25 protein-coding genes and 1 pseudogene are annotated in these 26,585 nt (G+C 51.3%); 11 read left to right on the top strand and 15 right to left on the bottom strand.

Annotated features, from left to right (window positions below):
• Positions 1-60 precede the first annotated feature (60 nt).
• Both ytvI and B2M23_RS09285 read right to left on the bottom strand, forming a co-directional pair.
• Entirely contained in the window at positions 61-1,152 is a 1,092-nt protein-coding gene (gene ytvI / locus B2M23_RS09290) for a sporulation integral membrane protein YtvI (protein ID WP_038352751.1), read from the bottom strand.
• Positions 1,153-1,160: 8 nt separating this feature from the next.
• Positions 1,161-2,837 carry a Na/Pi cotransporter family protein gene (locus B2M23_RS09285; RefSeq protein ID WP_038352752.1) on the bottom strand — a complete coding sequence of 559 codons (1,677 nt, stop codon included), beginning with the start codon at positions 2,835-2,837 and terminating at the stop codon, positions 1,161-1,163.
• A 336-nt stretch (positions 2,838-3,173) separates the two neighbouring features.
• On the opposite strand from B2M23_RS09285, the gene B2M23_RS09280 reads away from it, so the two are divergent.
• Both B2M23_RS09280 and B2M23_RS09275 read left to right on the top strand, forming a co-directional pair.
• Positions 3,174-3,920, top strand: coding sequence for an AAA family ATPase (locus tag B2M23_RS09280; RefSeq protein ID WP_052237303.1), 747 nt, complete (start codon positions 3,174-3,176; stop codon positions 3,918-3,920).
• 92 nt (positions 3,921-4,012) lie between these two features.
• Positions 4,013-4,834, top strand: a complete 822-nt coding sequence (locus B2M23_RS09275; protein WP_038352753.1) for a MerR family transcriptional regulator — start codon at positions 4,013-4,015, stop codon at positions 4,832-4,834.
• A 46-nt stretch (positions 4,835-4,880) separates the two neighbouring features.
• Here the strand turns inward: B2M23_RS09275 and B2M23_RS09270 are convergent, their stop codons facing one another.
• Together B2M23_RS09270 and B2M23_RS09265 are read right to left on the bottom strand one after the other, a co-directional pair.
• Positions 4,881-5,582: a toll/interleukin-1 receptor domain-containing protein gene (locus B2M23_RS09270; RefSeq protein ID WP_038352754.1), complete on the bottom strand. Its 702-nt coding sequence runs from the start codon at positions 5,580-5,582 to the stop codon at positions 4,881-4,883.
• Between the two features lie 202 nt (positions 5,583-5,784).
• Positions 5,785-6,459 (bottom strand): MarR family winged helix-turn-helix transcriptional regulator, encoded by a 675-nt coding sequence (locus B2M23_RS09265; protein WP_052237304.1) that lies wholly within the window; start codon positions 6,457-6,459, stop codon positions 5,785-5,787.
• A 211-nt stretch (positions 6,460-6,670) separates the two neighbouring features.
• Between B2M23_RS09265 and bcp the strand changes: the two genes are divergently transcribed.
• Positions 6,671-7,135, top strand: coding sequence for a thioredoxin-dependent thiol peroxidase (bcp, locus tag B2M23_RS09260; protein ID WP_038352755.1), 465 nt, complete (start codon positions 6,671-6,673; stop codon positions 7,133-7,135).
• A 146-nt stretch (positions 7,136-7,281) separates the two neighbouring features.
• Here bcp and B2M23_RS09255 read toward each other — a convergent pair whose 3' ends face one another.
• From B2M23_RS09255 to B2M23_RS09240, 4 genes are all read right to left on the bottom strand, one after another.
• Positions 7,282-7,806: a P-loop NTPase family protein gene (locus B2M23_RS09255; protein WP_038352756.1), complete on the bottom strand. Its 525-nt coding sequence runs from the start codon at positions 7,804-7,806 to the stop codon at positions 7,282-7,284.
• Positions 7,803-8,321, bottom strand: a complete 519-nt coding sequence (locus B2M23_RS09250) for a hypothetical protein (protein ID WP_038352757.1) — start codon at positions 8,319-8,321, stop codon at positions 7,803-7,805. Before B2M23_RS09250 ends, B2M23_RS09255 begins: the two co-directional genes overlap by 4 nt.
• 61 nt (positions 8,322-8,382) lie before the next feature.
• Positions 8,383-9,306 carry an AEC family transporter gene (locus tag B2M23_RS09245; RefSeq protein ID WP_038352758.1) on the bottom strand — a complete coding sequence of 308 codons (924 nt, stop codon included), beginning with the start codon at positions 9,304-9,306 and terminating at the stop codon, positions 8,383-8,385.
• Positions 9,306-10,469, bottom strand: coding sequence for a VanZ family protein (locus B2M23_RS09240; protein WP_081571162.1), 1,164 nt, complete (start codon positions 10,467-10,469; stop codon positions 9,306-9,308). Before B2M23_RS09240 ends, B2M23_RS09245 begins: the two co-directional genes overlap by 1 nt.
• Positions 10,470-10,684: 215 nt before the next feature.
• Between B2M23_RS09240 and B2M23_RS09235 the strand changes: the two genes are divergently transcribed.
• From B2M23_RS09235 to B2M23_RS09215, 5 genes are all read left to right on the top strand, one after another.
• A complete protein-coding gene (locus B2M23_RS09235) occupies positions 10,685-11,173 on the top strand; it encodes a MarR family winged helix-turn-helix transcriptional regulator (protein WP_038352759.1) in 489 nt (162 codons plus the stop codon).
• Positions 11,166-12,032, top strand: coding sequence for a DegV family protein (locus tag B2M23_RS09230; RefSeq protein WP_038352760.1), 867 nt, complete (start codon positions 11,166-11,168; stop codon positions 12,030-12,032). The genes B2M23_RS09235 and B2M23_RS09230 overlap by 8 nt, the downstream gene beginning before the upstream one ends.
• Positions 12,033-12,062: 30 nt before the next feature.
• Positions 12,063-13,649 carry a PucR family transcriptional regulator gene (locus tag B2M23_RS09225; protein ID WP_038352761.1) on the top strand — a complete coding sequence of 529 codons (1,587 nt, stop codon included), beginning with the start codon at positions 12,063-12,065 and terminating at the stop codon, positions 13,647-13,649.
• Between the two features lie 310 nt (positions 13,650-13,959).
• Entirely contained in the window at positions 13,960-15,402 is a 1,443-nt protein-coding gene (locus B2M23_RS09220; RefSeq protein WP_038352762.1) for an SLC13 family permease, read from the top strand.
• Positions 15,403-15,415: 13 nt separating this feature from the next.
• Positions 15,416-16,792 (top strand): uroporphyrinogen decarboxylase family protein, encoded by a 1,377-nt coding sequence (locus tag B2M23_RS09215; protein WP_038352763.1) that lies wholly within the window; start codon positions 15,416-15,418, stop codon positions 16,790-16,792.
• 48 nt (positions 16,793-16,840) lie between these two features.
• Here the strand turns inward: B2M23_RS09215 and B2M23_RS09210 are convergent, their stop codons facing one another.
• The 5 genes from B2M23_RS09210 to B2M23_RS09190 all read right to left on the bottom strand — a co-directional run bounded on the left by B2M23_RS09210 (position 16,841) and on the right by B2M23_RS09190 (position 23,575).
• The gene (locus B2M23_RS09210) at positions 16,841-18,391 is read right to left on the bottom strand and encodes an FGGY-family carbohydrate kinase (protein ID WP_038352764.1); all 1,551 of its coding nucleotides are present in this window, start codon (positions 18,389-18,391) and stop codon (positions 16,841-16,843) included.
• 95 nt (positions 18,392-18,486) lie between these two features.
• On the bottom strand, positions 18,487-20,229 hold the full coding sequence (locus B2M23_RS09205) for an FAD-binding oxidoreductase (protein ID WP_038352765.1): 1,743 nt from the start codon (positions 20,227-20,229) through the stop codon (positions 18,487-18,489).
• Positions 20,219-20,602 (bottom strand): DUF1667 domain-containing protein, encoded by a 384-nt coding sequence (locus tag B2M23_RS09200; protein ID WP_038352766.1) that lies wholly within the window; start codon positions 20,600-20,602, stop codon positions 20,219-20,221. Before B2M23_RS09200 ends, B2M23_RS09205 begins: the two co-directional genes overlap by 11 nt.
• A 1-nt stretch (position 20,603) precedes the next feature.
• Positions 20,604-21,863 (bottom strand): NAD(P)/FAD-dependent oxidoreductase, encoded by a 1,260-nt coding sequence (locus B2M23_RS09195; protein ID WP_038352767.1) that lies wholly within the window; start codon positions 21,861-21,863, stop codon positions 20,604-20,606.
• Positions 21,860-23,575 carry an NAD(P)/FAD-dependent oxidoreductase gene (locus B2M23_RS09190; protein ID WP_052237305.1) on the bottom strand — a complete coding sequence of 572 codons (1,716 nt, stop codon included), beginning with the start codon at positions 23,573-23,575 and terminating at the stop codon, positions 21,860-21,862. The genes B2M23_RS09195 and B2M23_RS09190 overlap by 4 nt, the downstream gene beginning before the upstream one ends.
• A gap of 209 nt (positions 23,576-23,784) precedes the next feature.
• Here B2M23_RS09190 and B2M23_RS09185 point away from each other — a divergent pair, with 209 nt between their 5' ends.
• Positions 23,785-24,345, top strand: coding sequence for a TetR/AcrR family transcriptional regulator (locus tag B2M23_RS09185; RefSeq protein ID WP_038352768.1), 561 nt, complete (start codon positions 23,785-23,787; stop codon positions 24,343-24,345).
• 163 nt (positions 24,346-24,508) lie between these two features.
• Here the strand turns inward: B2M23_RS09185 and B2M23_RS09180 are convergent, their stop codons facing one another.
• Both B2M23_RS09180 and B2M23_RS09175 read right to left on the bottom strand, forming a co-directional pair.
• Complete coding sequence (locus tag B2M23_RS09180) at positions 24,509-25,717, bottom strand: AI-2E family transporter (protein WP_038352769.1); 1,209 nt, start codon at positions 25,715-25,717, stop codon at positions 24,509-24,511.
• Positions 25,718-25,789: 72 nt separating this feature from the next.
• A pseudogene (locus B2M23_RS09175) lies at positions 25,790-26,047 on the bottom strand (hypothetical protein); the annotation flags it as partial.
• A 95-nt stretch (positions 26,048-26,142) separates the two neighbouring features.
• Between B2M23_RS09175 and B2M23_RS09170 the strand changes: the two are divergent.
• Entirely contained in the window at positions 26,143-26,325 is a 183-nt protein-coding gene (locus B2M23_RS09170) for a hypothetical protein (protein ID WP_038352770.1), read from the top strand.
• An 83-nt stretch (positions 26,326-26,408) separates the two neighbouring features.
• The gene (locus tag B2M23_RS21150; RefSeq protein WP_167617834.1) at positions 26,409-26,564 is read left to right on the top strand and encodes a hypothetical protein; all 156 of its coding nucleotides are present in this window, start codon (positions 26,409-26,411) and stop codon (positions 26,562-26,564) included.
• Positions 26,565-26,585: the final 21 nt, after the last annotated feature.

Raw genomic sequence — 26,585 nt, 5'->3', positions numbered from 1 at the left:
AGAGGCTGCGGCGTTTTGCCGTAGCCTCTCCTTCTTGATCTCTAAAACAATTCATTTAACCTACAGGGTCTCATCCACTGGCTTAAACAGGTGGATGGTGCCTGTGTCGTTCAGATGGCACAGCAGTGAGAGCACAATCGGAAAGCCGAAAAGCCCTACAACGCCAAAGAGCTGCAGCCCCACAAACATACTAGCCAACGTAATCACCGGATGAAGACCTATCTGGCTTCCCACAATTTTCGGTTCAATAATGTTTCGCACCACTGTGACCACCAGATAGACCAGCAGCAGCCCCAATGCCAGCGGATAGTTCCCCTGCAGGGCTGTGATCACCGTCCAGGGGATCATGATACCGCCTGTGCCCAGTACCGGAAGAATATCGAACACCGCGATGACAAAGGCGATGATCAGAGCATTGTCGACGCCGATGAGGGTCAGACCAATGACAAGCTCGACAAAGGTAATGCTCATGATGAGCGCGTAGGAGCGGATACACACAAAGAGCGTCCCCACCACGTATTCCTTGATCTGAACAAAAACCGTCCTGGTCTTTCCGTTTAACTGGTGCATGACAAAGCCCGTCAGACGGTCATAGTCGATAGCAATAAAAAAGGTGGAAATAATGAGTAACAGCAGCTTGATAAAAAGCCCGGGCAGCGAGGACGCAATATCCGATACGGCGCCCATGGCCCCCATGGACAAGCTGGAAACCATCTGCCCCAGAGACTGTACCAGGCGGTTAAACATCTCCTCAAGAGCTGCTACCAGGGCGGGGTCCATCCTGAGCACAGACTGCTCCACCCCGTCAAAAATCCCCATAAGCACTGGCTCCACATGGAGGGCATAAATCTGGGGCAGATTAAAAATCAACTCTCTGGAGGCCGTAAAGGCCTTAACCCCAAGGAGCGAAATGAGCATACCAATGGTGCAGTAAAAGACAAGCACCACCACAATCGCCGAAATTTTCCGGTTCAGGCGCAGCTTTCCGGACATCAGGCGGATCGGCCCTTTCAGCAGATAGGCCAGAGCGAAGCCAATGATAAAAGGAGCCAGCAACGGCATGGCATATTTGAGTACCGCAAAGCACAGAAGCGCAAGAATGGCAAAATACATAAAATTAATGATAAAAGCCCGCCGTTTTTCAGTTTCCATATTAATCCTTACCTCGCATAAGCTTCCTGTTCCATATCGACCGTTGTTTTGGAGGCGCTGGCCTGTACCAGCACCTCGCCGATGCTCAGGATATGATCGCCGATGCTCTCAATATCCATAAGTATTTCGGAATAAACCACACAGGCTTCGTCTGAACAGAGGCCTTTTCGCATACGGGCAATCTGGTTTCTCTGGTAATCAAGTGTCAAATCATCCATTCTCTGTTCATAGTCGGCAATTTCAGTCAGCCTCTTTTCAGTAATGGCCTCCAGCCGGCTGAGTGAGTCCAGCACGCCGATGCTGACCTGCTGAAGCGACCGCATTTCTTCCTGGGCTTCCTCTGTAAATCCGATATGTTTTTCCTCCAAAAGCCTGGCCTGTTCACTGATATTGACCGCATGGTCCCCCACGCGCTCAAGGCTGCCGCAGATTTTGAAAAATGCGGAAACCAGAACCCCATCTTCTTCATTGAGCTCATAGGTTATGACATGGGAAATGTACCTGGAAATCTCGGTATTCAGATAATTGACATACTTTTCTGATTTTGCCACATCCTCTGTATAGCGGCTGCTCTTTTCCAAAACCCCTTGAAATGCCTGTTCCAGGTTCTCTGTGACCATTTTCGCCATGCGCCGCAGTTCACGCCACACACCGTTCACGATAATGGCAGAGGTACCCATCTGGTATTCCAGCGAAGCCTCAACAGGCTTGATGTATAAAAGCTGGTGCTCGCCGCTTTTTTCTGAAGGGCGCTCGGGCAGAATTCTGACCGCCGCCTTTGCCAGAAGCGTGCCAAAGGGCAGCAGCATCAGCGTTGTCGCAATATTGAACAGTGTGTGCATATTAGCGATCTGGGCTGCTGGATTTGCCGGAGACAGGGACTCGACAAAGGCCGTAAGCGGCGTCAGCATGCAAATGACTGTAAAAACAACCGTTCCAATGATGTTAAACAGTAAATGGATGACTGTGGTGCGCTTGGCGTTGCGGCTGGTGCCAATGGACGCCAGAACCGCGGTAATACAGGTTCCGATATTCTGTCCAAACAGCACATACACCGCACTTGGCAGGCCGATTACGCCGCTGACGGCCAGCGCCTGCAAAATTCCGACTGAAGCGGATGAAGACTGAATCGCAGCGGTAAAAACAGCCCCCGCCAGAATCCCGAGGGCCGGGTTCGAAAACCGGGTCATCAGATTGACAAAGGCCGGTGAGTCACGAAGCGGCATCATCGCTGTACTCATCATATCCATACCGATGAACAAAATCCCCAGTCCGGCGACAATCAGGCCCCAGTGGTGCAGCTTAACCTTTTTGGTAAAAACCACCAATGCCACGCCGCAAAAAGCGAACAGCGGCGCCAGCGCCCCCACATCGAGCGCGATGAGCTGGCCCGTAATCGTCGTACCAATATTGGCGCCCATAATGATCCAGACCGCCTGAATCAGAGTCATCATCCCTGAGTTCACAAAGCCAACAACCATGACGGTTGTGGCGGATGAAGACTGAATGACCGCCGTGATGGCCGCCCCAACGGCCACTCCCAAAAACCGGTTGGCGGTCAGCCGCTCCAGTATCTGCTTCATACGATTGCCCGCAGCCGCTTCAAGACCCGAGCTCATCATCTGCATTCCGTACAGAAACAGGGCTAACCCTCCGAGTAAACCCAAAACATCAGTAACACCCATAACTTTTCACTTTCCTCCTACCAGATGAACCACCGTCACGCAAAAAGACACACCCCGTATCCCTGAGGGTACAGGCTGCGTCTCACCTATTCTCAATGCGGATATTGTCTATAAAGACAAGGGCAACAACGGCATTGTTCATCATCATTTCTCCAAACAATCTGTTGATGTCATTATAAAAGAGTGACTGCCAAAACACAATAGACTGCCGAAGATTTAACAAACATTTAACAATTCACGCTTGACATTCATATAAGAGGACCGCGGCATTCTGGTTTTGCTTTTTGTCCTTTAACTGGTACAATAAAGACAACCGATACATCGAGGAGGTATCCCATGTTCAGCACCCTTTATCTCAGTGGCTTTTCCATTGACCGGAACGATCCGGCCTACACTCAGAGCTATCTTTCCGACCTGCCAGTCATTCAGCAGCTTGAGCCCTTTTTCTTTGAAAAGAACGTCACTTTTTTCTGCGGCGAAAACGGTAACGGCAAATCTACCCTGCTGGAGGCTCTGGCGGTGAGGTATGGCTTTAACCCAGAGGGTGGGTCAAAGAATTTTGATTTTCATTCCCACGATACCCACTCTTTCCTGTACCAGTTCATTAATCTGACCAAGGGCCTCTCCCTTCCCAAAGACAATTTCTTTCTAAGAGCTGAGAGCTTTTACAATGTTGCGACAGAAATTGACCGGATGGAGAATGAACCCGGAGGGACTGGCCTGTACAAAAGCTACGGCGGTCTCTCTCTTCATGCCCAGTCCCACGGCGAAAGCTTTCTGGCACTGGTCCAGAGCCGCTTCCGCGGCAAGGGACTTTATATTCTAGACGAGCCCGAGGCCGCACTGTCCGCCTCACGCCAGATGACACTGTTATCCCTGATCCACAACCTGGCACGGGACGGCTCCCAGTTTATTGTCGCGACCCACTCTCCCATTCTGCTGGCCTGCCCCGATGCAGATATTTATGTTTTATCCCCCGATGGCCGTCTGTCCCTGACCCCCTACAGGGATACCGAGCCATATTGCCTGACCAAAATGTTCCTCGATGACCCTGAACGGTTGCTGCACTATTTACTGGACTGAAAAACTTTATTTTCTTCCTTGACTCTGCCATTATGTGAGGGATTATACTAAGGATGAGCTCACGAAAACCAACTTTGAAAGGAGATGGGAATATGCTGAAAATTGGAGAATTTTCTAAACTTTGCCACGTCAGCGTCCGAATGCTGCGCCATTTTGAGGAGATGGGGCTTCTGCTTCCAGAACGGGTTGACCCCTTTACCGGCTACCGTTACTACACAGCTTCTCAGCTGACGACTGTCAGCACCATTGTCTCTCTGCAGCGCATGGGCCTGAGCCTGACAGCCATCGGTGAAATTCTTGAAAGCAGCAGCACTTCCCAGGCTCTTGAAACGCACATTGAAGCCTGCTACCAGAAGAAGCTGAAGGAAGCTGAAAAACTGCAGGTTCAGCTCTGGCAGCTGAAAGCCGCTGGCGAAAGGCTTCGCAGAAAGGAAGAAATCATGAAAAATTATATCGTCGTTGCAAAAGAATTACCCTCCTGTCAGGTTGCAAGCCTGCGTGATACCCTGAGTACCTACACTGAAGAAGGCCGACTCTGGGAAAAGTTGCACGCTGAAATCGCACCCCAGCATCCCAAGTTCGCCAACCCGCCCTTCAGCACCGCGACCTACCACGATGCAGAATACAATGAAGCCAACCCGGATGTAGAGGTTCAGGTGTCTGTCATTGGCAGCTACCAGAATACCGGGCACGTCTTTTTCAAAAAACTGCCCGCCCGCCTGGTGGCAAGCGTCACTTTCACTGGCGCCTATGACCAAATCACCGATGTCAACATCACAGCCATGAGGTGGATTGAGGAAAACGGCTACCGGACCAACGGCACCATGTTCAATGTCTACCATGTGGGGCCTGGCGATACCAGCGAGCCTGAAAAATGGGTAACAGAATGCTGCTTCCCCATTGCCGCCAAATAAGCGAAACGCCATCTGACGGAGAAATCCGTCAGATGGCATTTTAAATTTAGATAATAATTTGCTTTTGAAGATAGAGCAAATCCAAATGATAGACATCCTCTGAGACAATATGCTGCTGGCTGCACCATTTTTCGAGATCCTCTGCGCTTAAAAGCAACAAATTAGGCAGCTGCGGATCAAACTCTATTTTTAACTGGGTGCCGAGCGTGACAGCAAAATGAAATTTCTTAAAGCGCTCCGGCTTTTTCTTCCGCGTCATGCGGGCTGTCTGAAGTTCTGCGTAAATCCACGGTGTTTCTTCAACGGCTCCCTCCTTCTTCAGCGAATGATATGGGTTCAGGAAAATCACACACTCACACTGGGCGATCATCTTGCCCAAGGCCATGTGCAGGACAGGGTAGACATGGCCGGGCGCAAATCCCCCGGCTACCAGCTCGTCTGCTGCCTGCCAGATCCACGAATCCACAAAGACTGAAACTCCCAGCTCTTTCTGAAGCCAGCGCTCAAGCCTGGACGCCAAAGGCTCATCTGCCAGAGCGTGGGATAAAAACACCTGGAATTTGAGCTCTGGAAACCACTCGGAAAGCAGAGCCTCGCCGTCAAAAGCTGCCCCCATTCCAAGGTATTTTTTCAGTTCCTCCACAACTTTCGCCTGATTCACACTTTCATCCGCATCTGAGCATGGCGCTCCCTTTTCCAGCCGGGCCATCTCTTTTTCATCCATTGTTAAGTTAAACGCTGTAAACATCTCGTACCTCATTTCAAAATAAAATCGCTTGAATTTTTGTTAAAACAAAATATCCGGTGCCGTTGCAATGGTTTACGTTTCTTGTAAATCAATTATATCGGATTCATTTCCTTTTGTAAAATAGATTTGCAGATATATTTTGATAAAAAAATCCCGGTTTTGTTGCCCCATTCGCATACAAAACCGGGTAAATCATATCGAATTATTCCTCTTCTTGTTCTTCATTAAGAACATCCAGTACAATTTTATCCTCTTCCTCTGCTTCTGGATGGCGCGGAGGCTGCGGATGCTCTGGATCATGGGGGCCGGGGCCGTGATGAGGACCGTGCGGGCCGCCAAAGTGCTCATGATGAGGTCCATGATGCGGGCCATGGGGACCTCCGTGCGGTAAATGAGGATGCGGCGGGGCAAACGGTGGCATTTCTTCATCCATATCCGCTACTTTATCTTCCAGTGAGGTGATCAGCTTATCGAAAAGCACCGTGAGGGTTTCCTTTTCTTCTTCCGATAAAGCATCAAAGAGAAAATCTGCGGATTCATCCTTTCGGCTTTTGATGGTTTCTGCCAGCGCTCTTCCATCATCTGTCAGATAAACGTTCCTGTTTCGCTTGTCCTCTTCATTTCTTTGGCGTTCCACCAGCCCGTTCCGTTCAAGCTTGATGATCAGCTCGCTCAGAGACGCCGGGCGTATGCCGGACTGCTCAGTCAGCAGCTTCTGGCTGACGCCGTCATTTTCAGCCAGCATCACAAGCACTTTTCCCTGTCCGTGGTGTGGGTCTTCCTTTGGCCCCCTCGGCGCAAAGCGGCGCATTCCCTGGTGCATTAAAACCTGGTATTTTCTGAACTGTTCCATTAATTTTTCATTGAGTTCGTTCATTTTTTATCTCCTTTTCGATTCGTGAAGCGGGGGCGTTCCGCCGCCGCTTCTTTTATTCAGGTACCTTATAATTGAATTTTACACCCTTTTCACAGATTTGTCAAGGTACCTTATTAATTTTTTTAAAGTTTTGTTGCATGGCACCGTTCCAAAGTGTAAAATAAGGGTATTCCATTAAGAAAAGTAAGAAAAGTAAGAAAAGGAGCAAATGATGTTACAGCAAGGTACCAAGGCCCCGGATTTCTCACTGCCTGATAAAGACAACCATCCGGTCAGCCTTTCTGATTTTAAAGGAAAAAAGGTTATTCTTTATTTTTATCCCAAGGACAATACAAAGGGCTGCACCACCCAGGCCTGCACTTTCCGGGACGCGTATTCTGAATTTGAGGCTCTGGGCGCGGTTGTCATTGGCGTCAGCAAGGACAGCACCCGCTCGCACACCAATTTTGCCTCGAAGTATGAGCTGCCCTTTCTGCTGCTCTCCGACCCGGAAACCCAGGTTATCCAGGCCTATGATGTATGGAAGGAAAAGAAAATGTACGGCAAAACCTATATGGGCATTGTGCGCACCACCTACATCATTGACGAAGCTGGTATGATCGAAAAGGTTTATGAAAAAGTAAAGCCCGCGGAAAACGCCGACCAGATTCTGGAGCATTTAAAGGGCGAGGCATAATCAAATAAAGGCAGCCTTGAGGATTATTTATAGTCCAGGCTGCCTTTATCTTTTTTTAAGTGGGATGGGACAGTGTTCAGCCTGTATCCGGACAAGGGTGCCGCCATCAAAAAAACAAGAGACAGCTCCGCTGCTGCGATGCTGTCTCAACACTCAGACTGCCATATTTTCTCACTCTCAAGCAGTTTCCTGACATCCCGGCTGTTCTGGCAGAAAAGAACCTTTTCGGGGTAGGCTTTCTGAAGACTGCGGTACCAGTCCCTGTGGCGTTTACTGCGCCCGTCTTTTAAAATCCACTTGGCGAAGGCATAGTCAACTTTTTCCTCACAGCCCTCCGCCATGCTCTCCCGGACCTGGTTCCTGCATTTGAGGTAGCGCAGACAGGCTCTCGGAAAGCAGACCCGCCTCGGCATGCAGAGCATCATGATCTTATCCGCCGCAGCCATGCGAAGTCCACAGTGGAGATCACCGTAGTTGCCGTCGATGATCCAGTCGTCCTGAGCCATAAAGGCTGTGACCACCGCCCTCGCTTCTGCGCGGTCCCGCTCCTGCCAGCCTGGAAGGAAGTTGACCTTATCCAGATGGAGCACCGGATACCCGGTCTCCTCCCCCAGATGTTTAGCAAGCGTCGACTTGCCTGATCCGCTGTAACCAATCACTGCGATTTTCATCGTGCTTTATTCTTAAACAGCACCATGGAGGACAGCGCCATGGACAGCATCAGCAGCATGGGCAGCGCGGCTGTCAGGGCATCCTCCACCATCCCTGTTTCTGGTGTTTCCTCGGCCGCTTCGCTGGGCTTGGCAGGCGCCGCCAGAGTGCGGAACTCAATTTCGAGGCCATAGTGCACGCCCGATTCGGTCTTGATATAGGCCATGGCGGTGTAAGCCGTATCCGGAATCAGCGTATCCAGCGTATAGCCGAACTTGGTGACACTGTTGTCGCCATGCATTACCACTTTTTTATAGTCTTCATCGCCAGTTTCGGCTGGCTTATAGGCAAAGCCGCGTTCGGTAATGTCTGCACCATCGGTATAATATACCCCTCTCAAAATAGCGGAGGTATCGGTAATGGTATCAGCCGGGCTCGTGGTCACGGTGATGGTCTCCTCGGCAAAAACTGATACGCAAAAGCAGGCCATCAAAACCAGCAGTGTGCATAAAAATGAAACGCTCTTTTCTCGCATCCTCGATTCTCCTCTGTAAAATTTTATATCTTAATTATAGCATAAAACAAGGCTTCTGTCCTTAGCCGATGTGCATAGCTGCGATCAGTGTTACCATAATCACAATGCTGATCAGAATGGACACCGAGCCCGCAAAACTGGAAAGGCCCGCGTCGCCCCCGCATTTTTCTGTGAATACCGGCGATAGTACTGTGATCGGCGAAAAGAGCAGAATGACCAGCACCTGCCGCATCAGCAGCGGCAGTGGTAGGTAGAAATAGGCCGCCCAGGCCAGAACCGCCGCCACCGTATAGCGGATCGCCAAAATCAGCGCTATGGACTTCAAATATTCGGGTTTTGCCTTGAACTCAAACATCATTCCAATGACCAGCATGGCCATAAAGCCGTTGGACGCTGCAACGGGGCTGAGCAGCGTATTAACCGCCTCTGGTATCCTGACGCCCAGGCCGGCCAGAAGGAGCATCACCACATAGGTGTCAAAGGGCGTGGAGGATAGTAACCGCTTAAAAAAGGACTTCACCGTTACCGGGCTGCCGTCGCAGTTGCCCACCAGGCAGGCCGTCACAGCATAGGAACCACCCGTACACATAATGGCGTTGCCGGTATCAAACATGCAGGTTGCCACTACGCCGGAGGGGCCCATAAAATTCTGAATAAAGGGCAGCGTAAAGGCGCCGATATTATACCCCGGCATATTCAAGGTATACAGCGCCTTTTTTGCCCTGCCCTTGCGTATACTGATCACAAAGCCCACAAGATACATCCCTACATTGCAGAAAAACCCAAACAGCACCAGGGCAAAGAGTGTGCCGTTTTTTTCAAAACCGCAGAAGCCTGTCACGATGGCGGCAGGCAGGGTAATATTCAGCATAATTTTAGTGACGGTATCCGTTGCGCCTTCCCCGAAAAGCCCTGCCCTTTTCAGCCCATAGCCGAGAATAATCACCAGAACGAATGCGGCTGCTTTTAGTAATATGGATGTCATTAACGCTGCCTCCGGCCTCGAACGGTGCTCACATTGATCGTGTGGCTCAGAGACTCGTAAAAGATCTGAGTCTCACGGGTAAAGACTGAGATGAGCAGCTGGACGATGAAAACGGCAAAGACCAAGCCAAAGGCCAGGGCGATCACCATAAGGACGGTGTGGGCTGTCCCGGTATACAGGGGCAGGAACTCGTAGACCTTCATGGCGATAAAGGGGGCTGGTATGACAAGGAGGTACTGCAGGCCATAGCGTACAATGTATTGGAAAAGCTTGGGCGGGCGTTTGTTTTCGGACATGAGCCGGATGCCGACCATAAACTTCCCGATGGTTCTTCCCCGGGTCAGCCACGGTATCAGAATAAAATACAGCACGATGACGATGATGTAAAGCACCACTGAGCGTTTGCCGTCCATTGCCAGCATATCGCTTAAGGTCGGGCTTCCAAGCACCCGCCCGGCAAGGTGCAGAGCACCAGTGAGAATGGCCCAGTCAAAGAGAAAGGCAAAGCCCCGCCGCATATAGGTAACGGTGCGGCCCCGCTTGTAGGAAACCTCGTCCAGCCGGTCACGCGAGGGCAGGAAAAAGCTGAATACCGGTGTGATCCAGAAGCCCACCAGGGCGCCAAGGGTATTATTGATCAGGTCATCCACCTGGAACAGGCGGTAAGGCCTCGGATAGATCCCAAACAGGGCGCTCAGCTGGATCAGCTCAAAGGACAGGCTCACCAGAAAACCGATGAGGATGGTCTGCCACCAGCTTCTCCTAAAATAATATCGCAGGTAAACGCCCAAGGGCACCAGCAGCAGGATATTAAAAAAGGGCTCGTAAAAGCACTGCTCTTTCATCGCCTTGAGATAGGTGCTGGAGTCTGAAAGGACAAGGCTGGTGTTTTCCCAGAAATTTGTCCAGGCATGGAAGGGCACTAGGTCCATGGTGGGGCTGGTGTAGCGGGATACCTCCGCGATGGGCGGCAGCGGCAGCATGGTCAGAAAATAAGCGCAGGTCATATATAAAATGAACGAGTAGACGATCACTACCCTAAGCACCAGCAGAGACCCGTATTTCCGGTATTGGTAAATGGCATAGGGAATGGTAAAAAACGCTGCCAAGACCGGAAACACCAGACAGGCGAATTTTATGGGAAGTGTGTATGCACTCAGCAATTAAATCACCTCTTTTTTACTTTTTAGCATTTTTTTCAATTTTATCGGTTATCCTGTTTAGTATAGCATAATTTCTTAAAAAATTGCATAGAATCTTATTTTTATCACTATGAAAACGCCTGCGAATCTTTTCATTGACAAATTTAACTTTACACTATAATATATGTACTGTAAACATATTTTAGACTACAACAAAAGAAAGGGCGGACGTTGCCATGTATATTGACCAGGTATTGAAATTCGCAGATATTTTAATCGACTATGTGAGGCATGTGACCACTGAAATTGACGCTCTGTTCGCCGATGTACTGAGCGATAACGGGCTGACAATCCTGCAAAGCCGTGTTCTGACAGAGGTCAAGCACGCGAATACCATCACCATCGGTGCCTTGGCCGATACCCTGAAGCTCAATAAAGCAAATGTTTCCAACATGTGTAAAAAACTGGCCCAGGCCGGCTTTCTGAACCGCTTCAGGGATAAAAATGACGAACGTGTCGTCCTTGTCTCGCTGACGGAGAAGGGACAGAAAACGCTGAAAGAAATTGACCGGGTAATCCAGGACCGCTATGCTCAGGTAATGGAAAATACACCGCCGGAGGATTTTGATGCCCTGCAAACCGGAATGGACACCATCGAGGCCCTGCTTGCGCGCATGCACGAGGCCAATCAGAATAGTAAAAAAGAGGAGCATGCAGATGAATAGAGAAAAAATTGCCGTGCTGACGGATTCCTGTGCGGATATCCCAGAGACACTGATTAAAAAGCACGACTTGCACATTCTGCCGCTGAAAATCATTTTCAGCGACAAAGCCTACACTGACGGGGTGGACATCACAGCTGCCCAGGTTTATGACAAACTCCCATTGGAGATCCCAAAGACCTCTCTCCCGGCTCCCGAGGAGGTTCGCACACTTTTTCAGAAAATTTACGACAAAGGCTATCGCAAGGTTTTCGCCATTATTTTTTCTAGCGGTCTGAGCGGTACCTTTAACCTCGTGCGGCTGATCGGCGGAGAGTTTGAGGGCCTGAGCGTGCACGCGGTGGATACCCTGAGCGGAAGCCTGGGCACTGGCGCCATCGCCGTACACACTGCGGAGCTCATTGAAGAGGGCCGGAGCTTTGAGGAAATCAAGACCATCCTGCCCCGCCTCATCGCCAACACCAAGGTCTTTTTCAGCATTGACACCCTGGAGTACCTGCAAAAAGGCGGCCGCATCGGCCTGATTACAGCGGTGACCGGCACTTTACTCAATGTGAAGCCCATTATCACCTTCAGCGATGGCGGCCAGCTGATGAGCGTGGCCAAAGTGCGTGGGCGCCGGAAATCCATCCAGAAGATGATCGACCTGGCGAAATCCCACGCTCCGGAGGGGGCGCGTTATATCCTCATGGTCGCAAACGGCGGCTGTCCGGATGAGATGGACGCCGTCAAGGCCCACTACACCAGAGTGCTTCCGGATTTTGAAAACCTGTATGAGGGCGAAGTCGACTGTACCCTGGGCACCCATGTCGGCCCTAACCTGCTGGGCGCCGGGATATTGGTGCTGGGAGAAAATGATTAAGGTATCACAAAACCGACAGGAGCCACAGCGATGAAAATCAGCATTCCAATACTCGCAGAATCCTTAAAAATATACCCCCACCATTACGAAACCGCGGATACCATGGACATTTCCCTTGTAAATATCCGCTATTACAGAGAAGGAATTGTTTTTAAGGATTCCATTCTCTATCTGGCAAGCTATGCAGAAATTCAGAGCTGTACGCAGGCTCTCCCCAGGAATCTGATGGTGGTTTTTACCAAAAATGAGTTTAAAAAGGACAGTGAGTTCAGCCCTTCCTGTCCCAATTATCTGTTCATCTCGGGTATGGATAAGGAGACTGCCTTTGAAAAAATTCAGGACATATTCGAAAAGTATAACCGCCTCTACGATACACTCATGGCGGCGGGGCTCAACTACGGAAGCCGTTCCTTAAAAGAGCTTCTCAACCTTATCGTGCGGGTTATGGGGAATCCTTTGTTCATCATGGACGCCAAGCACACTCTTTACAATTACGGCCCTCTCTTTTTTAACAACTGCGACGCCTGCTGGCGTGAAATCATCGACACTGGTGTTCTTAATCGAAACATCAGTGCCTATTTGGAGAACATTAAAACCCATCAAAAGGAAAACAGCTGTGATTTCATCTCCATCCCGGGAGACAGCAGCCGCTGTCCGGGCTTTGCGCTTTATGTGTACGAAAACGCGCGGCAAAGCGAGCCTTTTTTTATTATGGTCGTCATTGAAAACCAACAGCCCTTTCAATTGTTCCACCAGCAGATACTTATCTGTTTTTCCCAAATTATCCGCGCCCTGTTCAAGCGTGATTTTATGCTGAATTTCAGCAAGGTTGATTTGCTGGAGCGGCTGATTTTCCGCTCGCTGAACAACCGAAATATCGACGCGGATTTTTTAGATAACGCTCTGAGCAAAAATCGTTGGAAAAATGGAGAGGGCTTTCTTCTCAGCCGGATCAAGACAACATCACCCACAGACGAGAGAATGAAAAACCAGGTACTTCGATCTCTGAAAACCACCTTTACAGACAGCATCGCTGTAATTCCCGCCTTCAACAAGATTAAAGGCACTGTTTATAAGGTGGAAGACGAGCTCATCCTGCTGACCTTCACTGGCGCTAAGAATTTTCAGGTAAAACTTTTCCTGGACCGCCTCGGCCAATTCTTGGAGCTGCACCACTGTCAGGCTGTGGTCTCTGATAGATTTTATTACTTTGAGGAATTAAGTCGCCATTACCAAAACATGGAGTTCATTATCACTGCCTATTTTGAAAGAACAAAAACCAAACATCTTTTTCTTTACAGTGACTACTACAACTCCCATATTCTCAGACTGCTGGCAGAGCATGGGGAAATCGAAAGCCTCTGCCATCCAGACGCCATCAAATTGAAACAATATGACCAAAAACATCAAAGCCAGCTTTTACACACGCTCTACATTTACTGGCACACCAACCATTCCTTAGTCGATTCTGCGAAAACCCTATGTGTTCACCGAAATACCTTGGTCTACCGCCTGGAGCGTATCAGCAAGCTTCTGGGGATCGAGGCCTTTGACCACAGCTATACTACGCGCATGGCTTTTTCCTACGAAATCCTTAATTATCTGGAAAATTTTTAATTATTTCAAACATACAAAGCGTAAATGAAAAAGGTCTTAAAAAAAGTAAATATATTACAATTATAAAAATTTTATTGTTTAACAGGCAAATTTCAGAACAAAAGCGCAGGCTGAAATCGCATTCATTTGTGGTTTCAGCTTTTTTAATGTTTCGAAGCCGGTTTTTTATCACTGTACGAATCATACAAAAATCAATTAAACTTTTTTGATTTTATGAATAATGACTTCATCTGCAAAAGCCCGTATAATGAACTTAGAAAACATAAATCGATTTATTTTTCCGAAAATTTAAAAAACAAGGGGTAATACAATGGCTGAAAATCTAAAAAACAACTCAATATCCTATTATATTCACAGTATTGTTGCAATTGTAATCATGATTTGCTTCAAGTTTATTCCTGCCGTCGATCCCATTACGCCTCTGGGCATGGAGATCGTGGGAATTATGATTGGGCTGATTTACGCATACTGCACCGTTGATAATATTTGGCCGAGTATTCTCGCGCTAGTCCTTCTTGGACTGAGTGGGTACTGTAAAGTCAGCGAGGCTTTTATCAAGGCTGCCGGGAACGATACAATTTTATTTATTCTGTTTCTTTTATTTTTCGGCGGAATAATTGCCTGCACAGGTATTGGCAAGGAAATTGCGGAACGGGTGACGCTCTGGAAAATTTTTAAGGGAAGACCCTGGTTTTTAACGGTTGGTATTTTAGTTGCGGCTTTCCTGTTGTCCTCAATCATCGGCAGCATTCCAATCATTCTTATTTTCTGGAGCATTATCTATGGTATATGCGAAACCGTTGGTTTCTCAAAACATGACAAATGGCCAACCTATATCATCTTTGGGATGGCCCTCATCTGTGCTCAGGGCGGGCTTTTTCTCCCGTTTCAGGTTCCTGTAACGGGGCAACTTGCTGTTTACAAAGCTTTAGATCCAGGTTTCAGTCTTTCCTATCCACACTATTTATGTTTTTCAAGCATCATGGGTATGTGTCTGATCGCCGCCTACACAATGGTGGGAAAATTTATTGTCCGCCCAAAAATGGACCCGATTCTCAATTATCAAAGCGAGCCTAAAAAGGACCATCTGAATTTTGAGCACAAAATCGCCATTGTGTTGATTATTTCCTTGGTCATTCTCTTAATGCTACCAGGCCTGTTACCACAATGCGGTTTTAAAACCTTTTTACAATCCATCGGCAATACCGGAATGACTGCTCTGGTTGTCGGCGCCGCCCTGCTCATTCGGAAAAATGGTAAACCTGTATTCAATATTAAGACAATCTCTGACCGCGGTGTCCTCTGGGGAATGTTGTTTATGGTTGCCACGGCAGTTACCATCTCAACAGCCATGACCTCTAAAGAAACCGGCGTCACACAATTTATCAATCAACTGTTGGCTCCTGTCCTTTCTAACACGAGTCCTTATATATTCCTGGTATTGATTACTGTCACCTCCATTATACTAACGAACTTTATCAACAATTCCGTTGTCGGCATCATGATGCTGACCATTTTGTTCAGCTTCGGCGACGGCCTAGGCGTCAACAGCACCGTTGGCTTTATTCTTATCTCCTACGCCTCCTGCCTGGGCTTCATGCTGCCCTCTGCATCGCCGTCGGCCGCTTTACTTTACGGAAACCGGGATTGGCTGGATAGTAAAAGCATCATAAAAATGGCTTTAATTGTCATGTTGATGATGGGATTAATTTTCTCACTTATCGGAATACCGCTGGGTAACATTATTTTTTAAAAGGAGCCTCGAAATGGAAAATGTAAAAACACTTCAAGAAGAACGCAAACAGCTTTTCAATGATTTTTATAACAATCGACTGCCTAAACGAATGCCTATTCAGATTCAGGTCCCTCACACCATTATGGGCGCTGTGGGCAAAATCAGCGCTTTCGAATATCAATATAACTTTGGATTGCTCCGGGACGCGGCCGATAATATCTGCATGTCCTTAAACAGCGATACCTGCCCCATTATCGGTGTAGGGCACAATGCCCGGGTGCCCGCTTACTATCACTTTATGGCCTCTAATAATTTTCAGATGGGCGCCAACGGACAGATGCAGCATCCCGAGGTTTCTGGAATGACCGCTGAGGAATATGGGGCCCTTATCGCGGACCCTTACGCCTTTATGCTAGAAACCGCCATTCCCAGACATTATGAAAAACTCAGCCTAGACAAGCCTATCGAGCGCACCTTGGCCTTAAACGCCGCTCAGAGCGCTGTTCAAAAATTAACCGGACAAATGGGACAGACGCTCAGGTACTTAATCGAAAGGTATGGTTATTATCCTGGCGCCCCTCTGGGCTCAGGAGGATTTGTCGCCGCCCCCTTCGATTTTCTGAGCGACCAGCTACGCGGATTTAGCGGCATCAGCATGGATTTAAGACGCCATAAGTCTCAGATCAAAGAAGCCTGCGAAGCACTTCTTCCTCTGATGTACCGCTTTGCGCTTCCTCCTAACCCGCATCCCGAGGGCTTTATCGGCAATCCGCTTCACATGCCGCCTTTCATGCGCCCCAAGGATGTAGAGGAGCTTTGGTTCCCAACCTACAAAAAATTACTGGAGCAGTTGGCTGCCAGAGGCGCTCGAGTCCGTGCTTTCTGTGAGGGCGACTGGACCCGCTACCTGGATCTTCTAAGAGAATTGCCTGCGGGAACTATTCTCGCCTTTGAGTACGGCGATCCCAAACTGTTTAAGGAAAAGCTGGGCGATAAATTTATCCTCGTCGGTTTTTATCCTCTCGCCCTCCTGAAAACTGGAACCCCGCAGCAATGTATCGACAAGGCTAAGGAGCTTCTGGATATTATGCTCCCTGGCGGCGGCTATCTCTTTAACTTCGACAAAGCGCCGATGGCTGCTGAGGATATGAATCTTGACAACCTCTATGCTCTGACCGATTTCCTCCGGGATTACGCGGTTTACGACAATGCCGGTACCCCTTACGGTATGGCCCTGAACACCGAAAACTATTGTGTTGATCCCTCCATCGAGACATTTGACTCCAAATACGCTTTTGACTGGAAGGCGCACAAAGAGAAATATCCGCTCACTCCCGAAGGCGCGCGCTCATTTTTAGATACGACTTACAATCAGAGCTTCAGAGACAATATTCTTTTACTAGTCTGAAATTGAGAAGATGCGGCAATACGCCGCATCTTCTTTTTTCGTTCTTTTTTATTTTCTGTGGTAAATTTCGTGCAGCCTGCCATAGAGCCCTGACAGGCAGCCGTAGATGTTTTTAAACACCTCGGTATAGAGCTCGCTATATATTTTATACTGCTCCATATCCGGGGTAAAAACATCCTTTTTGTGCACCATGGCGTCCACAGCCTCATGGTAGTCCTTAAAGGCGCCAAGGCCCACAAAGGCGGCTTCGGCGCAGCCGATGCCTGCCACCTCATGGGTCTGGGTACGGACTGCGGGGAGGCCAAACATATCGGCTGTGATCTGGCAGATCTCATCGCTCTGAGAACCGCCGCCACCCAGATAGATTTCCTCAAAGCAGTGACCCGCCCGTCTTTCCATGAGGCGCATGCCGTCCATAAGCGCGAAGTTTATGCCCTCGATAATGGCTCTGTAAATATGAATACGGGTATGGCAGTCTGAAAAGCCAATGACAGCACCACGGGCGGTGGGCATGGTGACATTGGGGGTAAAATAGGGCTGGAACAGCAGGCCCTCACAGCCGGCCGTTATCTCTTTGAGGCGCTGGTTCAGCAGTTCCTCGGCCGGGACGCCCAGCTCTCTGGCCTGGCGTACCTCCTTTTCGGCAAATTCCTGCTTAAACCAGGAGATGAGCCAGTAGCCCCGGAATATCTCGATCTCTGGGGTGAAATTCCCCGGGATAATGGAAGGATAGGGCGGGATAAACCGCTCCGGCTCCAGATAACGGTCGATGGTAAAGGTAATCATGGCGGTGGTGCCCAGACCGATAGCGGCCTTTTCCTTAGTGGTGCAGCCCATGCCCAGCACCTCGCAGGCCTTGTCAGATCCGGAGGCAATGAGTGGCAGTCCCTCCGCCAGGCCGGTGTCCTCAGCGGCCTCCGGGGTAATTTTCCCCAACACTTCGCCGGATTCCACGATGGGGCAGAGCTTTTCGGTTTCGACATCAAAGATGGGACGGGTCAGGGCGCCCTTTTTCTGCCACCCCCGCTGCTGAGTATCAAAGGGGATATGCCCCACCTGGCTGGCCGCCGTGTCGGCCATGTTACCGGTGAGGCGGTAGATCAGGTAGCCGCTGAGCAGCAGGTACTGGTGGGTCTTTTCCCAGATTTCCGGCTCATTCTCGGCTATCCAGTTGCAGTGGGATTTCTGGTATTGGAGTTTGGCGGTGGCATCCATCCCAACGGCCTTAAAAAGCACCTTTGAGAGCTGAGGCAGATTGGGCGCGCCGCTCGCCAGGCGTTTGTCCATCCACAGGATGGCCGGCCGCAGGGGCTTTCCCTCTCTGTCCACACACACCACGGTATCCCGGATGGTGGTGATGGAAACGCCCTCGATCCGGTTCCACAAAGCCGGGCAGCTCTCCTTGAGCTGCCTTGCCGCCTCACAGATATTCTGGTAATACAGCTCCGGGTCCCGCTCGGCAAAGCCGGGCTCCTTTGAGACATAGGGCGGCTCGTGCCGGATCTGGCTTTTCCCCAGGATTTCGCCCCGGTCACTTACAAGCTCCGCTCTGGAGCTCTGGGTGCCAACGTCAAACACAAGTACAATTCGGTCATTCATGCTTGCCTCCCCCTTTCAATTCAGTGGATAGTTATTGGCGCAAATTTGCCTTTGGCAAATTTGTTCTTAAACTATCAACTCTTGATTCTCCATTTTCAATTCTCAATTTCTTTTAAGAACCGTTTCTCCCCTTCTTCCAAATCCAGCCCCAGTGTGCCGCCGGGGTTCATGTTGTAGCCGGGGTCGAAATAATTTTTCAGCGCCCGGTAGACACCGTACTCCTTACGCCCGATCTGGCCTTCCAGCCAGGGTGCGAACATTTTGCCGATGCCGTGGTGGTGGCTCATGGCTGCGCCGGATTTCTGAATCGCGTCCAGAATGGTGGCGTGGTAGGCCTTAAAGGCCTCAGCGTCGGACATTCTGGTGATGAAGATAAAGTACAGGTTGGCGCCCTGTGGATAGCAGTGAGACATATGCGTGGTGACAATGGTGTTTGGCAGGGCGTGGCACACAGCGCGCACCTCTTTATGGACTTTGCCCATATTAGACCAGTTGACTGAGCATTCCAGGGTGTCGGTCATCACGCCGAAGTCCAGCATGGTGTCCCGCAGATAAGGGTCGTTAAAGCGTCCCTTTTCCCAGCTTTTGGTCACGTAGGAGGTCAGGCTCATACCTCCGTAGCGGTGGGCGATGCGCCAAATATTTTTCGCCACATTTTTGGAAAAGCCTTTCTCGCCGTCGGTAAAGCCCAAGAACAGGCACCGCCGCATGTTTTCGTAACCCCGGAGGTCCAGGAGCTTCCACAGCGGGGTCTCGTCTACATTGTAGAGCCGCAGCATGAGGTTTGTTTCCTCGGCATCGGACAGGCGGAAGACGGAAGAATAACCAGCCTCGCACTGCATCATCTCACGGGCAGCCTTTCTGGCAGTTTCCCAGTCCTTAAAAATATAGGAGAAGCGTTTTCTGTTTTCCGGCATATAGCGGAATACCTTGAGGGTGACCTCGGTGAGCACGCCAAAAGCGCCTTCGCCGCCCATCATGATCTGGTTGAGATCAGGCCCGGTGGCCTCTCTGGGGTAGTGGCTGGTCTGGATGACGCCGATGGGCGTGGCGTATTTCTGGGACAGCACAATATCGGTGATACAGCCGTAGTAGGTGCTGTTCTGGCCCGCGCCGCGGGTGACAACCCAGCCGCCAACACTGCTGTACTCAAAGGACTGCGGAAAGTGGCCGCAGGTATAGGCACGCCTGGCCCCAAAGCGCGCCGGGGCGTTTTCAAGGGCGTCCTCCAGCTGCGGGCCGGAGATGCCGCTCTGCACCGTGATGGTCTGGTCGGTCTCGTTGAAGGACAGCACTCTATTAAAATTTTTGCGCATATCCAGCGAAACGCCGCCCTTGATGGGCTCCACGCCCCGGGTCACGCTGCTGCCCCCGCCGTACACGTACAGGGGGATGCTATGCTCTGTACAATAGGCCACTATTTTCTCAATTTCTTCGGTCTCGCTGGGGTAGAGCACCACATCAGGCAGGCTGTCGACCCGCTTCTCACGCAGGCGGGCTGCGTCGTAGCCGGTTTTACCGTAGGCCACGGCCAGCCTTGGGTAGTCCTCAGTGGTCACGTTTTTGGGCCCCACAATGGCCCTGAAGGCCTCCAGATGGGTCTCAGAAAGTTGACAGGGCCTGTCGAGCTTTACGCTGTCCATGCCAATGTCTCCCGCATAGGTTTTGAAATCCTCATCGGTCACCTGGAATTTTTCCTTCATCATCTTAAACAGGGATTCCTTGGGATATTTTACAAACTCAGGATCGCCCCATCTGAAGATTGAGCGGTAGCTGTCCGCTGGAGCCGGGGTTTTAACCCACTTGGGCTCAAAGCCTTTATAGGGTTTATGACTCATTTTTTTCTCCTTTCAAGCCTGTGATCAGCACATCGCTGGTCACGATCACATCCACGCCCAGACCCAGCACATCGGCAGCCAGGACGGCGCCGCGGCCAACTGGCGCGGTAACAGTAAGGCGGTTGATTGCCTCCATCACATCGAAAATCCGGCCCTTCGGGATCTCGCCGGATACCCTCACCGGGACGACGGGCACAGCCGGATCCCCGGTTCTGACGGTGGTGCTGATGGTCCGCATGGGGTTTGTCAGCTCGCTTTTGGCAAAGGCTTCCCCCTTGGGGCACTGGTTGCCCGTCACCACAATGCGGCCGTCTTTTTCCTCAACCGACAGGATACAGCCGTTGGGGCAGGTGATACAGGTCATTTCTCGCATTTTACGCTTCCCCCTTTTCGATGGCGACGGTCAGCCGGACGCCCTCGTCCAGGCTAAGGTCGCCAAAATCAATGACCAGGCGCTCCATTTCCGGGGGCTTCAGGTTTTTGAGCTTTTTCTCAAACACTGGCTGGCCATCTGCCCTCAGGGTAAAGGTGCCGCGCTTCAGGATCTCGCGGCTCCTGAAATAAAAGACGGCAGGCTCAAGCGCGCCTGTCCGGCAGATACGCTGGGGCACCAGATAGCCGAGGGAATCCCCGGGTGTAATTTCGAGACTCCGCTCGCGCTGGCCCGGGCGGTAGGCCGCGGCGGCCCTGCCGGCCAGCTCGCCGCTCTCGGATACATAGTCCACCAGATCGTTGACGTGAAGGGCGTTCCCGCAGGAGAATACCCCGTCCACGCTTGTCATCAGCCGGTCATCGCAGACCGGGCCCTTGGTTCGCGGATCAAGGGCGACTCCGAGATGCTCGGCCATCTCATTTTCGGGTATAAGGCCCACGGACAGGATCAGTGCGTCGCAGGCAATGGTTTCCTCTGTGCCGGGGATGGGGTTCAGCTTTTCATCTACCCGGGCGACTGCCACGCCCTCCAGCCGCTCCTGCCCAAAGACGCGGGTGACGGTGTGCGAGAGGTACAGGGGAATTTCATAGTCCTCCAGACACTGAACGATATTGCGGGTAAGGCCCGACGGTGTGGGCTTGACCTCGTACACACCCAGCACCTCGGCGCCCTCCAGCGTCAGCCGCCTGGCCATGATGAGGCCAATGTCACCGCTGCCCAGAATCACGCAGCGCCTGGTGGGCATCTGGCCCATAAGGTTGACAAAATGCTGGGCGGTGCCGGCGGTAAAGACGCCAGCCGGCCTTGTGCCGTGGATAAAGACCTGGCGGGCGGTGCGCTCCCGGCAGCCGGTGGCCAGAATCATGGCGCGGGCCGAGATCTCGGCCATGCCCTCTCTGGTGACCGCGGTCACGCCAAAGCCGTCCTCATTCTCACAGACCGCGGTGACAAAGGTCTGAAGCAAGGCTGGGATGCCCAGGGCGTAAAATTCATCCATAAAGCGCTCCACGTACTCTGGCCCTGACAGCTTTTCGCCAAAGCGGATCAGGCCAAAGCCATCGTGGATACACTGTTTCATAATGCCGCCCAGACGGGCTTCACGCTCAATGAGCAGCACCGAAGCGCCCTCCTTTTTCGCGGCGATGGCGGCCGCCAGACCGGCTGGCCCGCCGCCGATGACTAAAACATCAACGCTTTTCACTGGCTTCCCTCCTTTGTCTTTCCATAGCTGATGACCGCGCCGTCACCGGCCTTGCGTACCGCCTCGACGGGCATACCGGTGGCCTCGCTGATGATCTGTGTGACCAGCGGCATACAGAATCCGCCCTGGCAGCGGCCCATGCCGGGTCGCACGCGCTTTTTCACGCCGTCCACGGTGGGTACCGAAAGCGGCGCCTTGAGAGCGTCCAAAATCTCACCCTTGCTGATCTCCTCACACCGACACACAATCACGCCATAATCGGGGTTTTCCCGGATCATACGGTCCCGCTCCTCCCTGGGCAGTTCCCTCAGAACGGGAATGCCCTTCCGCCTGGGGTTAAAACGATTGTTGGGCAGAACAGCGCGCGCCTGTCCCAGAAGGCCAACCGCCGTCTTAGCCACATCCACCGCCACAGCCGGCGCGGTCGTGAGGCCCGGGGACTGGATGCCCGCGCAGTGGATCAGGTTCTTTGTCTGCCGGCCCTGCTCGATGACAAAATCCTCCTCAAAGGTCGCTGGGCGCACACCGGTAAAATAAGTGATGATGTCCCGTTCCCGGAGGTCGGGGGCGGTCATTTTCTGCTTTTCAAACACCGCGTCGATGGCGGACTGCTCAGTGGCGAAGTTTTCCTTCTCCCAGGTTTCTACCGCGTTGGGGCCTACCAGCAGATTGTCGTGAACGGTGTGCAGAATGCCGCCTCCCTTGGTGTGGGCAACGTTCTTTGCCAGTGTCTTGATAGAGGCGATGCCAGAGAGCAGGCCCCTGGCCTTTTTATCCAGAATCGAGTTCGTCCCCTTGCGGGGATGAATGGAATAAAAACAATCCCCGGCCATCCGGGCGATGTCCTCGGCAAAGGCCCCGGCCGCGTTGATGACAAGCCCTGGGTACAGCGTCCCCCGGTTCGTCTCCACCGCAGTGATGGCTTCGTTTTCAACTTTCATGCCAAGCACGGCTGTGTTCAGGCTGATTCGCGCGCCGTTCTGCACTGCATTCTCGCCATAGGCGATGGTGAGGCCATAGGGGCACACACACCCGGCGCTTGGGTTAAACAGCGCAAATTCAAAATCCCGGTTGAGGCGCGGCTCCCGCTCCCGCAGCTCCTGGCGCCCCATGAGTCGGGTATCTGCCACACCACACACATGGCGGCGCTGCCAGGCATAGGCCCAGATAAAAGGGTACAGGGCCTTGCTTGTAAAGCCCACATACTGCCCGCACCGCTCAAAGGGCACGTCCAGCTCGTCACAGACCGTATCAAACATCTGGTTGCCCAGAAGCACGTAGTGCTGCTTCAGCGACCCTTTGTTTAAATCGACTCCGGGGTGCACCTCGCCGTCATTTCTGCCTGAGGCGTGCATGGCCAGATCAGCCTCCTTGTCCACCAACAATACATCAAGCTGCCATCTGGTCAGCTCCCTGGCGATGCTGGCCCCTGAGATGCCGCCCCCGATGATGAGCACATCTGGCCGGGCCCCATCAAGGGCCTTGTCTTTCGGCGTGGGCACACGCATTTTGGGCATATGGGCTCCCGTAAAAATAATATCATTGACCACGTGCACGCCTGGCTTTTTACTGACGCACATGCTGCAGGCCGAGACGATGTCCTCCCAGTTTGAAAGCTGCCCGATTACACGGATAACGCGGCCCTCAAGCCGCACAGAGAGCGTCTCTCCAAAGCGGGCGCGCAGTTTGCGGGTCATTTTTTCTGCATTCACTTAATCACCCCTTTATCTAGTGAATAATGGATAATGGATAGTTGATAGTTAATCATCAACTATCAAGTCGGTTATACGACCGACTTTTCTTAAGCTAATAGTATCAAATTCCCTCAGCCTCTGTCAAGGTTTACTTTCCTTCTCTTAAAAACGGCTCGACAAAAAAGAAATTACAGGCTATACTGTAAAAAATGAAGGGAGCGATAAACATGGCAGCACCGAGAAAGGACGACGTCCGGGAACTGATCATAAAGGCGACCGAGGACCTCCTGCAAACCAAGAAAATATCCGACATCTCCCTGGCCGAAATCGCCGAGTATGCGGGGATCTCCAAGGGAACACTTTACTACCATTACAAGAACAAAAATGACATTCTGTTTGACATCACAGACCGCTATCTGGATGAACAGTACGAAAACCTGGTGACCTGGGTCGAAAATCCTGAAAAGGACACCTCCCTGCACCGGCTCATAAAATTTGTTCTGGAGGGTGATGTGGGTACCGCGGGGATGCGGCTCCACTTTTTCTACGACGCCATGCTGGGCAACGCACGCATCCGAGAAAAACTCCTGTCACGCTACCGCGAATTCGCCGAATACATCGCGGCGCGCATCAGTGAGCGCACCAGCGAGGTGCCCGCCGATTATCTGGCCTGGCTGCTTCTATTCCTGTCTGACGGGCTCTTTATCCACCAGACACTGGGCAACGAGCACCTCGATACCCGTCTTTTCATTGAGCAGACCGAGGAAATTTTCAAAAGAATCGAGTGAGCAACAGGCATAAAAAAACCCGGCCGACATGAGACCGGGGCACACTGGATACAGCTCCCCTGGGGATGCCGTTCCACGGATCATTTGTTTTAACAGTATTTATTTTAGCACCCCGGCGGCCTTTAAAAAAGGCAGAAATTGTTAAATCCAGGGGGCATTTATTTTACATTTCGTCCAGATGCTTTTCTTGCCCGGGCAGCGTGGCCTCGCCGCCGATCCGGTATTTTTCCTCCGGAACCCGCCGTCTGCTCAGGCGCTTGCCGGTGGCCTCACGCAGAAGCGTGTAGCAGACCGAGCACAGCGGAATGGTGATGATCATCCCTGTGATGCCCATGGCGCCGCCGCCGATGGTGACCGCCACCAGCACCCAGATGGACGGCAGCCCCACGGAGCCGCCCACCACATGGGGGTAGATCAGGTTTCCCTCGATCTGCTGGATGATCAGGAAAATGACGATAAACCAGAACGCCTGCATGGGGTTTACCATGAGGATCAAAAACGCCCCCACGAAGCAGCCGATAAAGGCCCCAAAAATCGGAATCAGAGACAGGAAGCCAATGAGCACGCCAATCATCAGCGCGTAGGGAAGCCTGAAAATCAGCATGACCGCCACAAACATGGCGCCCAGGATCACCGCTTCGGTGCACTGGCCGGTCACAAAGCTGCTGAAGGTACTGTTGGACAGGCGGCAGACCTCTAAAAGCTTATCCGTCACCCTTTCCGGCAGGTAGGCGTAGAAAAGCTTTCTGAACTGTGAGCCCAGCTTTTCCTTCTGCAAAAGCACATACAGGGCAAAGATGAAGCCCAGCGAAAAGTTAACTACCCCGCTGGCGATGCTGCTGGCCACGTTAAAGGTGGAGCCCACAAAGCTCGTGACGCCCTTTTGGAGAAAATCAATGATTTCTGCTCCAAATTTTCCCCAATCAATGGATAAGTTCGTGATCTGTTTGGCAATATCCGGGTAGCTGCCCGCAAGGCCAGCGCTCCACTTCTGCACCTGATCTATAAAGCCCGGCACACTGTTGGTCAGTGTCACTACCGTATCTGCAATGGCAGGGACGATGATAAAGATCACGATCACAATGATCATAAGCACCAGCAAAAGCGCCAGCACCAGGCTTAGGGGCCGCGCCAGCTTGCGCATTTTAGGCCCTTTCACGCGATTTTCACTAAAGAGATGGCGTTCGATCACACTCATGGGGATGTTTAAAAGAAAAGCCAGACAGGCGCCAAGAATAAAGGGAAACACCAGGCCTATTACAAAATTAAAGGCCCCCCATACTGATTCGATTTTTTGCAATCCCGCGGCGAGCAGCAAGGTGAGAACGATGAGGCCGATGATCGTACGGACCGTTTTCTTACTTAACTCCATAGATTCCTCCAGTCTAAAATCTGTCATGTTTTATGCATACTTTACCATACTTAGGCTTTAAAATCAACGCTTCTAAGTGATCTTGTCTTTTATTATAACCGCTTCTAAACAACATGCAATCAAACCGTACAAATAGCCCTTTTCTCCGCTTTGCAGCCAGATTTCCACATGGTCGAACTGCTGGTAAGGGTACTCGATGACGCCAAGCCCGTGGGCGCGTGCAACAGCGGCCACCTCACCATAGGGTACCCCTGGGCAGTACAAATCCGCAGCGTGGCCGTACAGGTGCCAGTAATTCTCAATGTTGCCTACTTCAGCGTTGCGTCTTTCACAGCGAACGCCATCCCTTGTTTAAGGCGCTTTTGGCTATCTGACTGTCTGTTTTTTGATAGAATCAAATCAAAATCTCCAGGAGATGAGAGTGAATGCTGGAGACGCCTGAAAGAAACGGACATTTTGACATCTACCTGCTCGATATCCCCATGCCAGAGCTGGACAGACTGAGTGTGGGTCGCCTGCTCATGTGGACAAAGGAGGGCAAACAGACCATTTCTTTTTATCAGATTACTTATGTGGAATCCTACAAACACCACTTTTTTGCGGTCTGACAGACGGCCGGATCATCGAGAGCAAAACGTAGCGGCTGCCCTTTAGCCGTTTTATCGAGCCCTTGCTCAAGGATGGGCGCTTTATGCAGACCTCAGCATCCTACGTGGTCAATATGCAGCATATCCTAACCGTCGCCGGCGATAGCAGATGCATGGCGGACAGCACCATTATCCCCATCACCAGAGCCTATGCGGCTGGCCGGAGAGCCTGTCACAATTACCTGTTGGAAAGGCCGTAGCCCCATACACCTGTCTTTTCA

This window comes from Eubacterium limosum, assembly GCF_000807675.2.
GTDB classification, from domain to species: domain Bacteria; phylum Bacillota; class Clostridia; order Eubacteriales; family Eubacteriaceae; genus Eubacterium; species Eubacterium limosum.
This window is presented reverse-complemented; position numbering and strand designations above follow the sequence as displayed.

Excerpts from the sequence above, each read along its gene's own strand:
- B2M23_RS09185 (WP_038352768.1), top strand. The coding sequence starts at position 23,785 with ATGGCAGCACCGAGAAAGGACGACGTCCGGGAACTGATCATAAAGGCG.
- B2M23_RS09215 (WP_038352763.1), top strand. The coding sequence starts at position 15,416 with ATGGAAAATGTAAAAACACTTCAAGAAGAACGCAAACAGCTTTTCAAT.
- B2M23_RS09230 (WP_038352760.1), top strand. The coding sequence starts at position 11,166 with ATGAATAGAGAAAAAATTGCCGTGCTGACGGATTCCTGTGCGGATATC.
- B2M23_RS09255 (WP_038352756.1), bottom strand. The coding sequence starts at position 7,806 with ATGAAAATCGCAGTGATTGGTTACAGCGGATCAGGCAAGTCGACGCTT.
- bcp (WP_038352755.1), top strand. The coding sequence starts at position 6,671 with ATGTTACAGCAAGGTACCAAGGCCCCGGATTTCTCACTGCCTGATAAA.
- B2M23_RS09245 (WP_038352758.1), bottom strand. The coding sequence starts at position 9,306 with ATGACATCCATATTACTAAAAGCAGCCGCATTCGTTCTGGTGATTATT.
- B2M23_RS09280 (WP_052237303.1), top strand. The coding sequence starts at position 3,174 with ATGTTCAGCACCCTTTATCTCAGTGGCTTTTCCATTGACCGGAACGAT.
- B2M23_RS21150 (WP_167617834.1), top strand. The coding sequence starts at position 26,409 with ATGCAGACCTCAGCATCCTACGTGGTCAATATGCAGCATATCCTAACC.
- B2M23_RS09210 (WP_038352764.1), bottom strand. The coding sequence starts at position 18,391 with ATGAATGACCGAATTGTACTTGTGTTTGACGTTGGCACCCAGAGCTCC.
- B2M23_RS09225 (WP_038352761.1), top strand. The coding sequence starts at position 12,063 with ATGAAAATCAGCATTCCAATACTCGCAGAATCCTTAAAAATATACCCC.
- B2M23_RS09235 (WP_038352759.1), top strand. The coding sequence starts at position 10,685 with ATGTATATTGACCAGGTATTGAAATTCGCAGATATTTTAATCGACTAT.
- B2M23_RS09200 (WP_038352766.1), bottom strand. The coding sequence starts at position 20,602 with ATGCGAGAAATGACCTGTATCACCTGCCCCAACGGCTGTATCCTGTCG.
- B2M23_RS09275 (WP_038352753.1), top strand. The coding sequence starts at position 4,013 with ATGCTGAAAATTGGAGAATTTTCTAAACTTTGCCACGTCAGCGTCCGA.
- B2M23_RS09285 (WP_038352752.1), bottom strand. The coding sequence starts at position 2,837 with ATGGGTGTTACTGATGTTTTGGGTTTACTCGGAGGGTTAGCCCTGTTT.
- B2M23_RS09270 (WP_038352754.1), bottom strand. The coding sequence starts at position 5,582 with ATGTTTACAGCGTTTAACTTAACAATGGATGAAAAAGAGATGGCCCGG.
- B2M23_RS09205 (WP_038352765.1), bottom strand. The coding sequence starts at position 20,229 with ATGAGTCATAAACCCTATAAAGGCTTTGAGCCCAAGTGGGTTAAAACC.
- B2M23_RS09250 (WP_038352757.1), bottom strand. The coding sequence starts at position 8,321 with ATGCGAGAAAAGAGCGTTTCATTTTTATGCACACTGCTGGTTTTGATG.
- B2M23_RS09180 (WP_038352769.1), bottom strand. The coding sequence starts at position 25,717 with ATGGAGTTAAGTAAGAAAACGGTCCGTACGATCATCGGCCTCATCGTT.
- B2M23_RS09220 (WP_038352762.1), top strand. The coding sequence starts at position 13,960 with ATGGCTGAAAATCTAAAAAACAACTCAATATCCTATTATATTCACAGT.
- B2M23_RS09265 (WP_052237304.1), bottom strand. The coding sequence starts at position 6,459 with ATGAACGAACTCAATGAAAAATTAATGGAACAGTTCAGAAAATACCAG.
- ytvI (WP_038352751.1), bottom strand. The coding sequence starts at position 1,152 with ATGGAAACTGAAAAACGGCGGGCTTTTATCATTAATTTTATGTATTTT.
- B2M23_RS09170 (WP_038352770.1), top strand. The coding sequence starts at position 26,143 with ATGCTGGAGACGCCTGAAAGAAACGGACATTTTGACATCTACCTGCTC.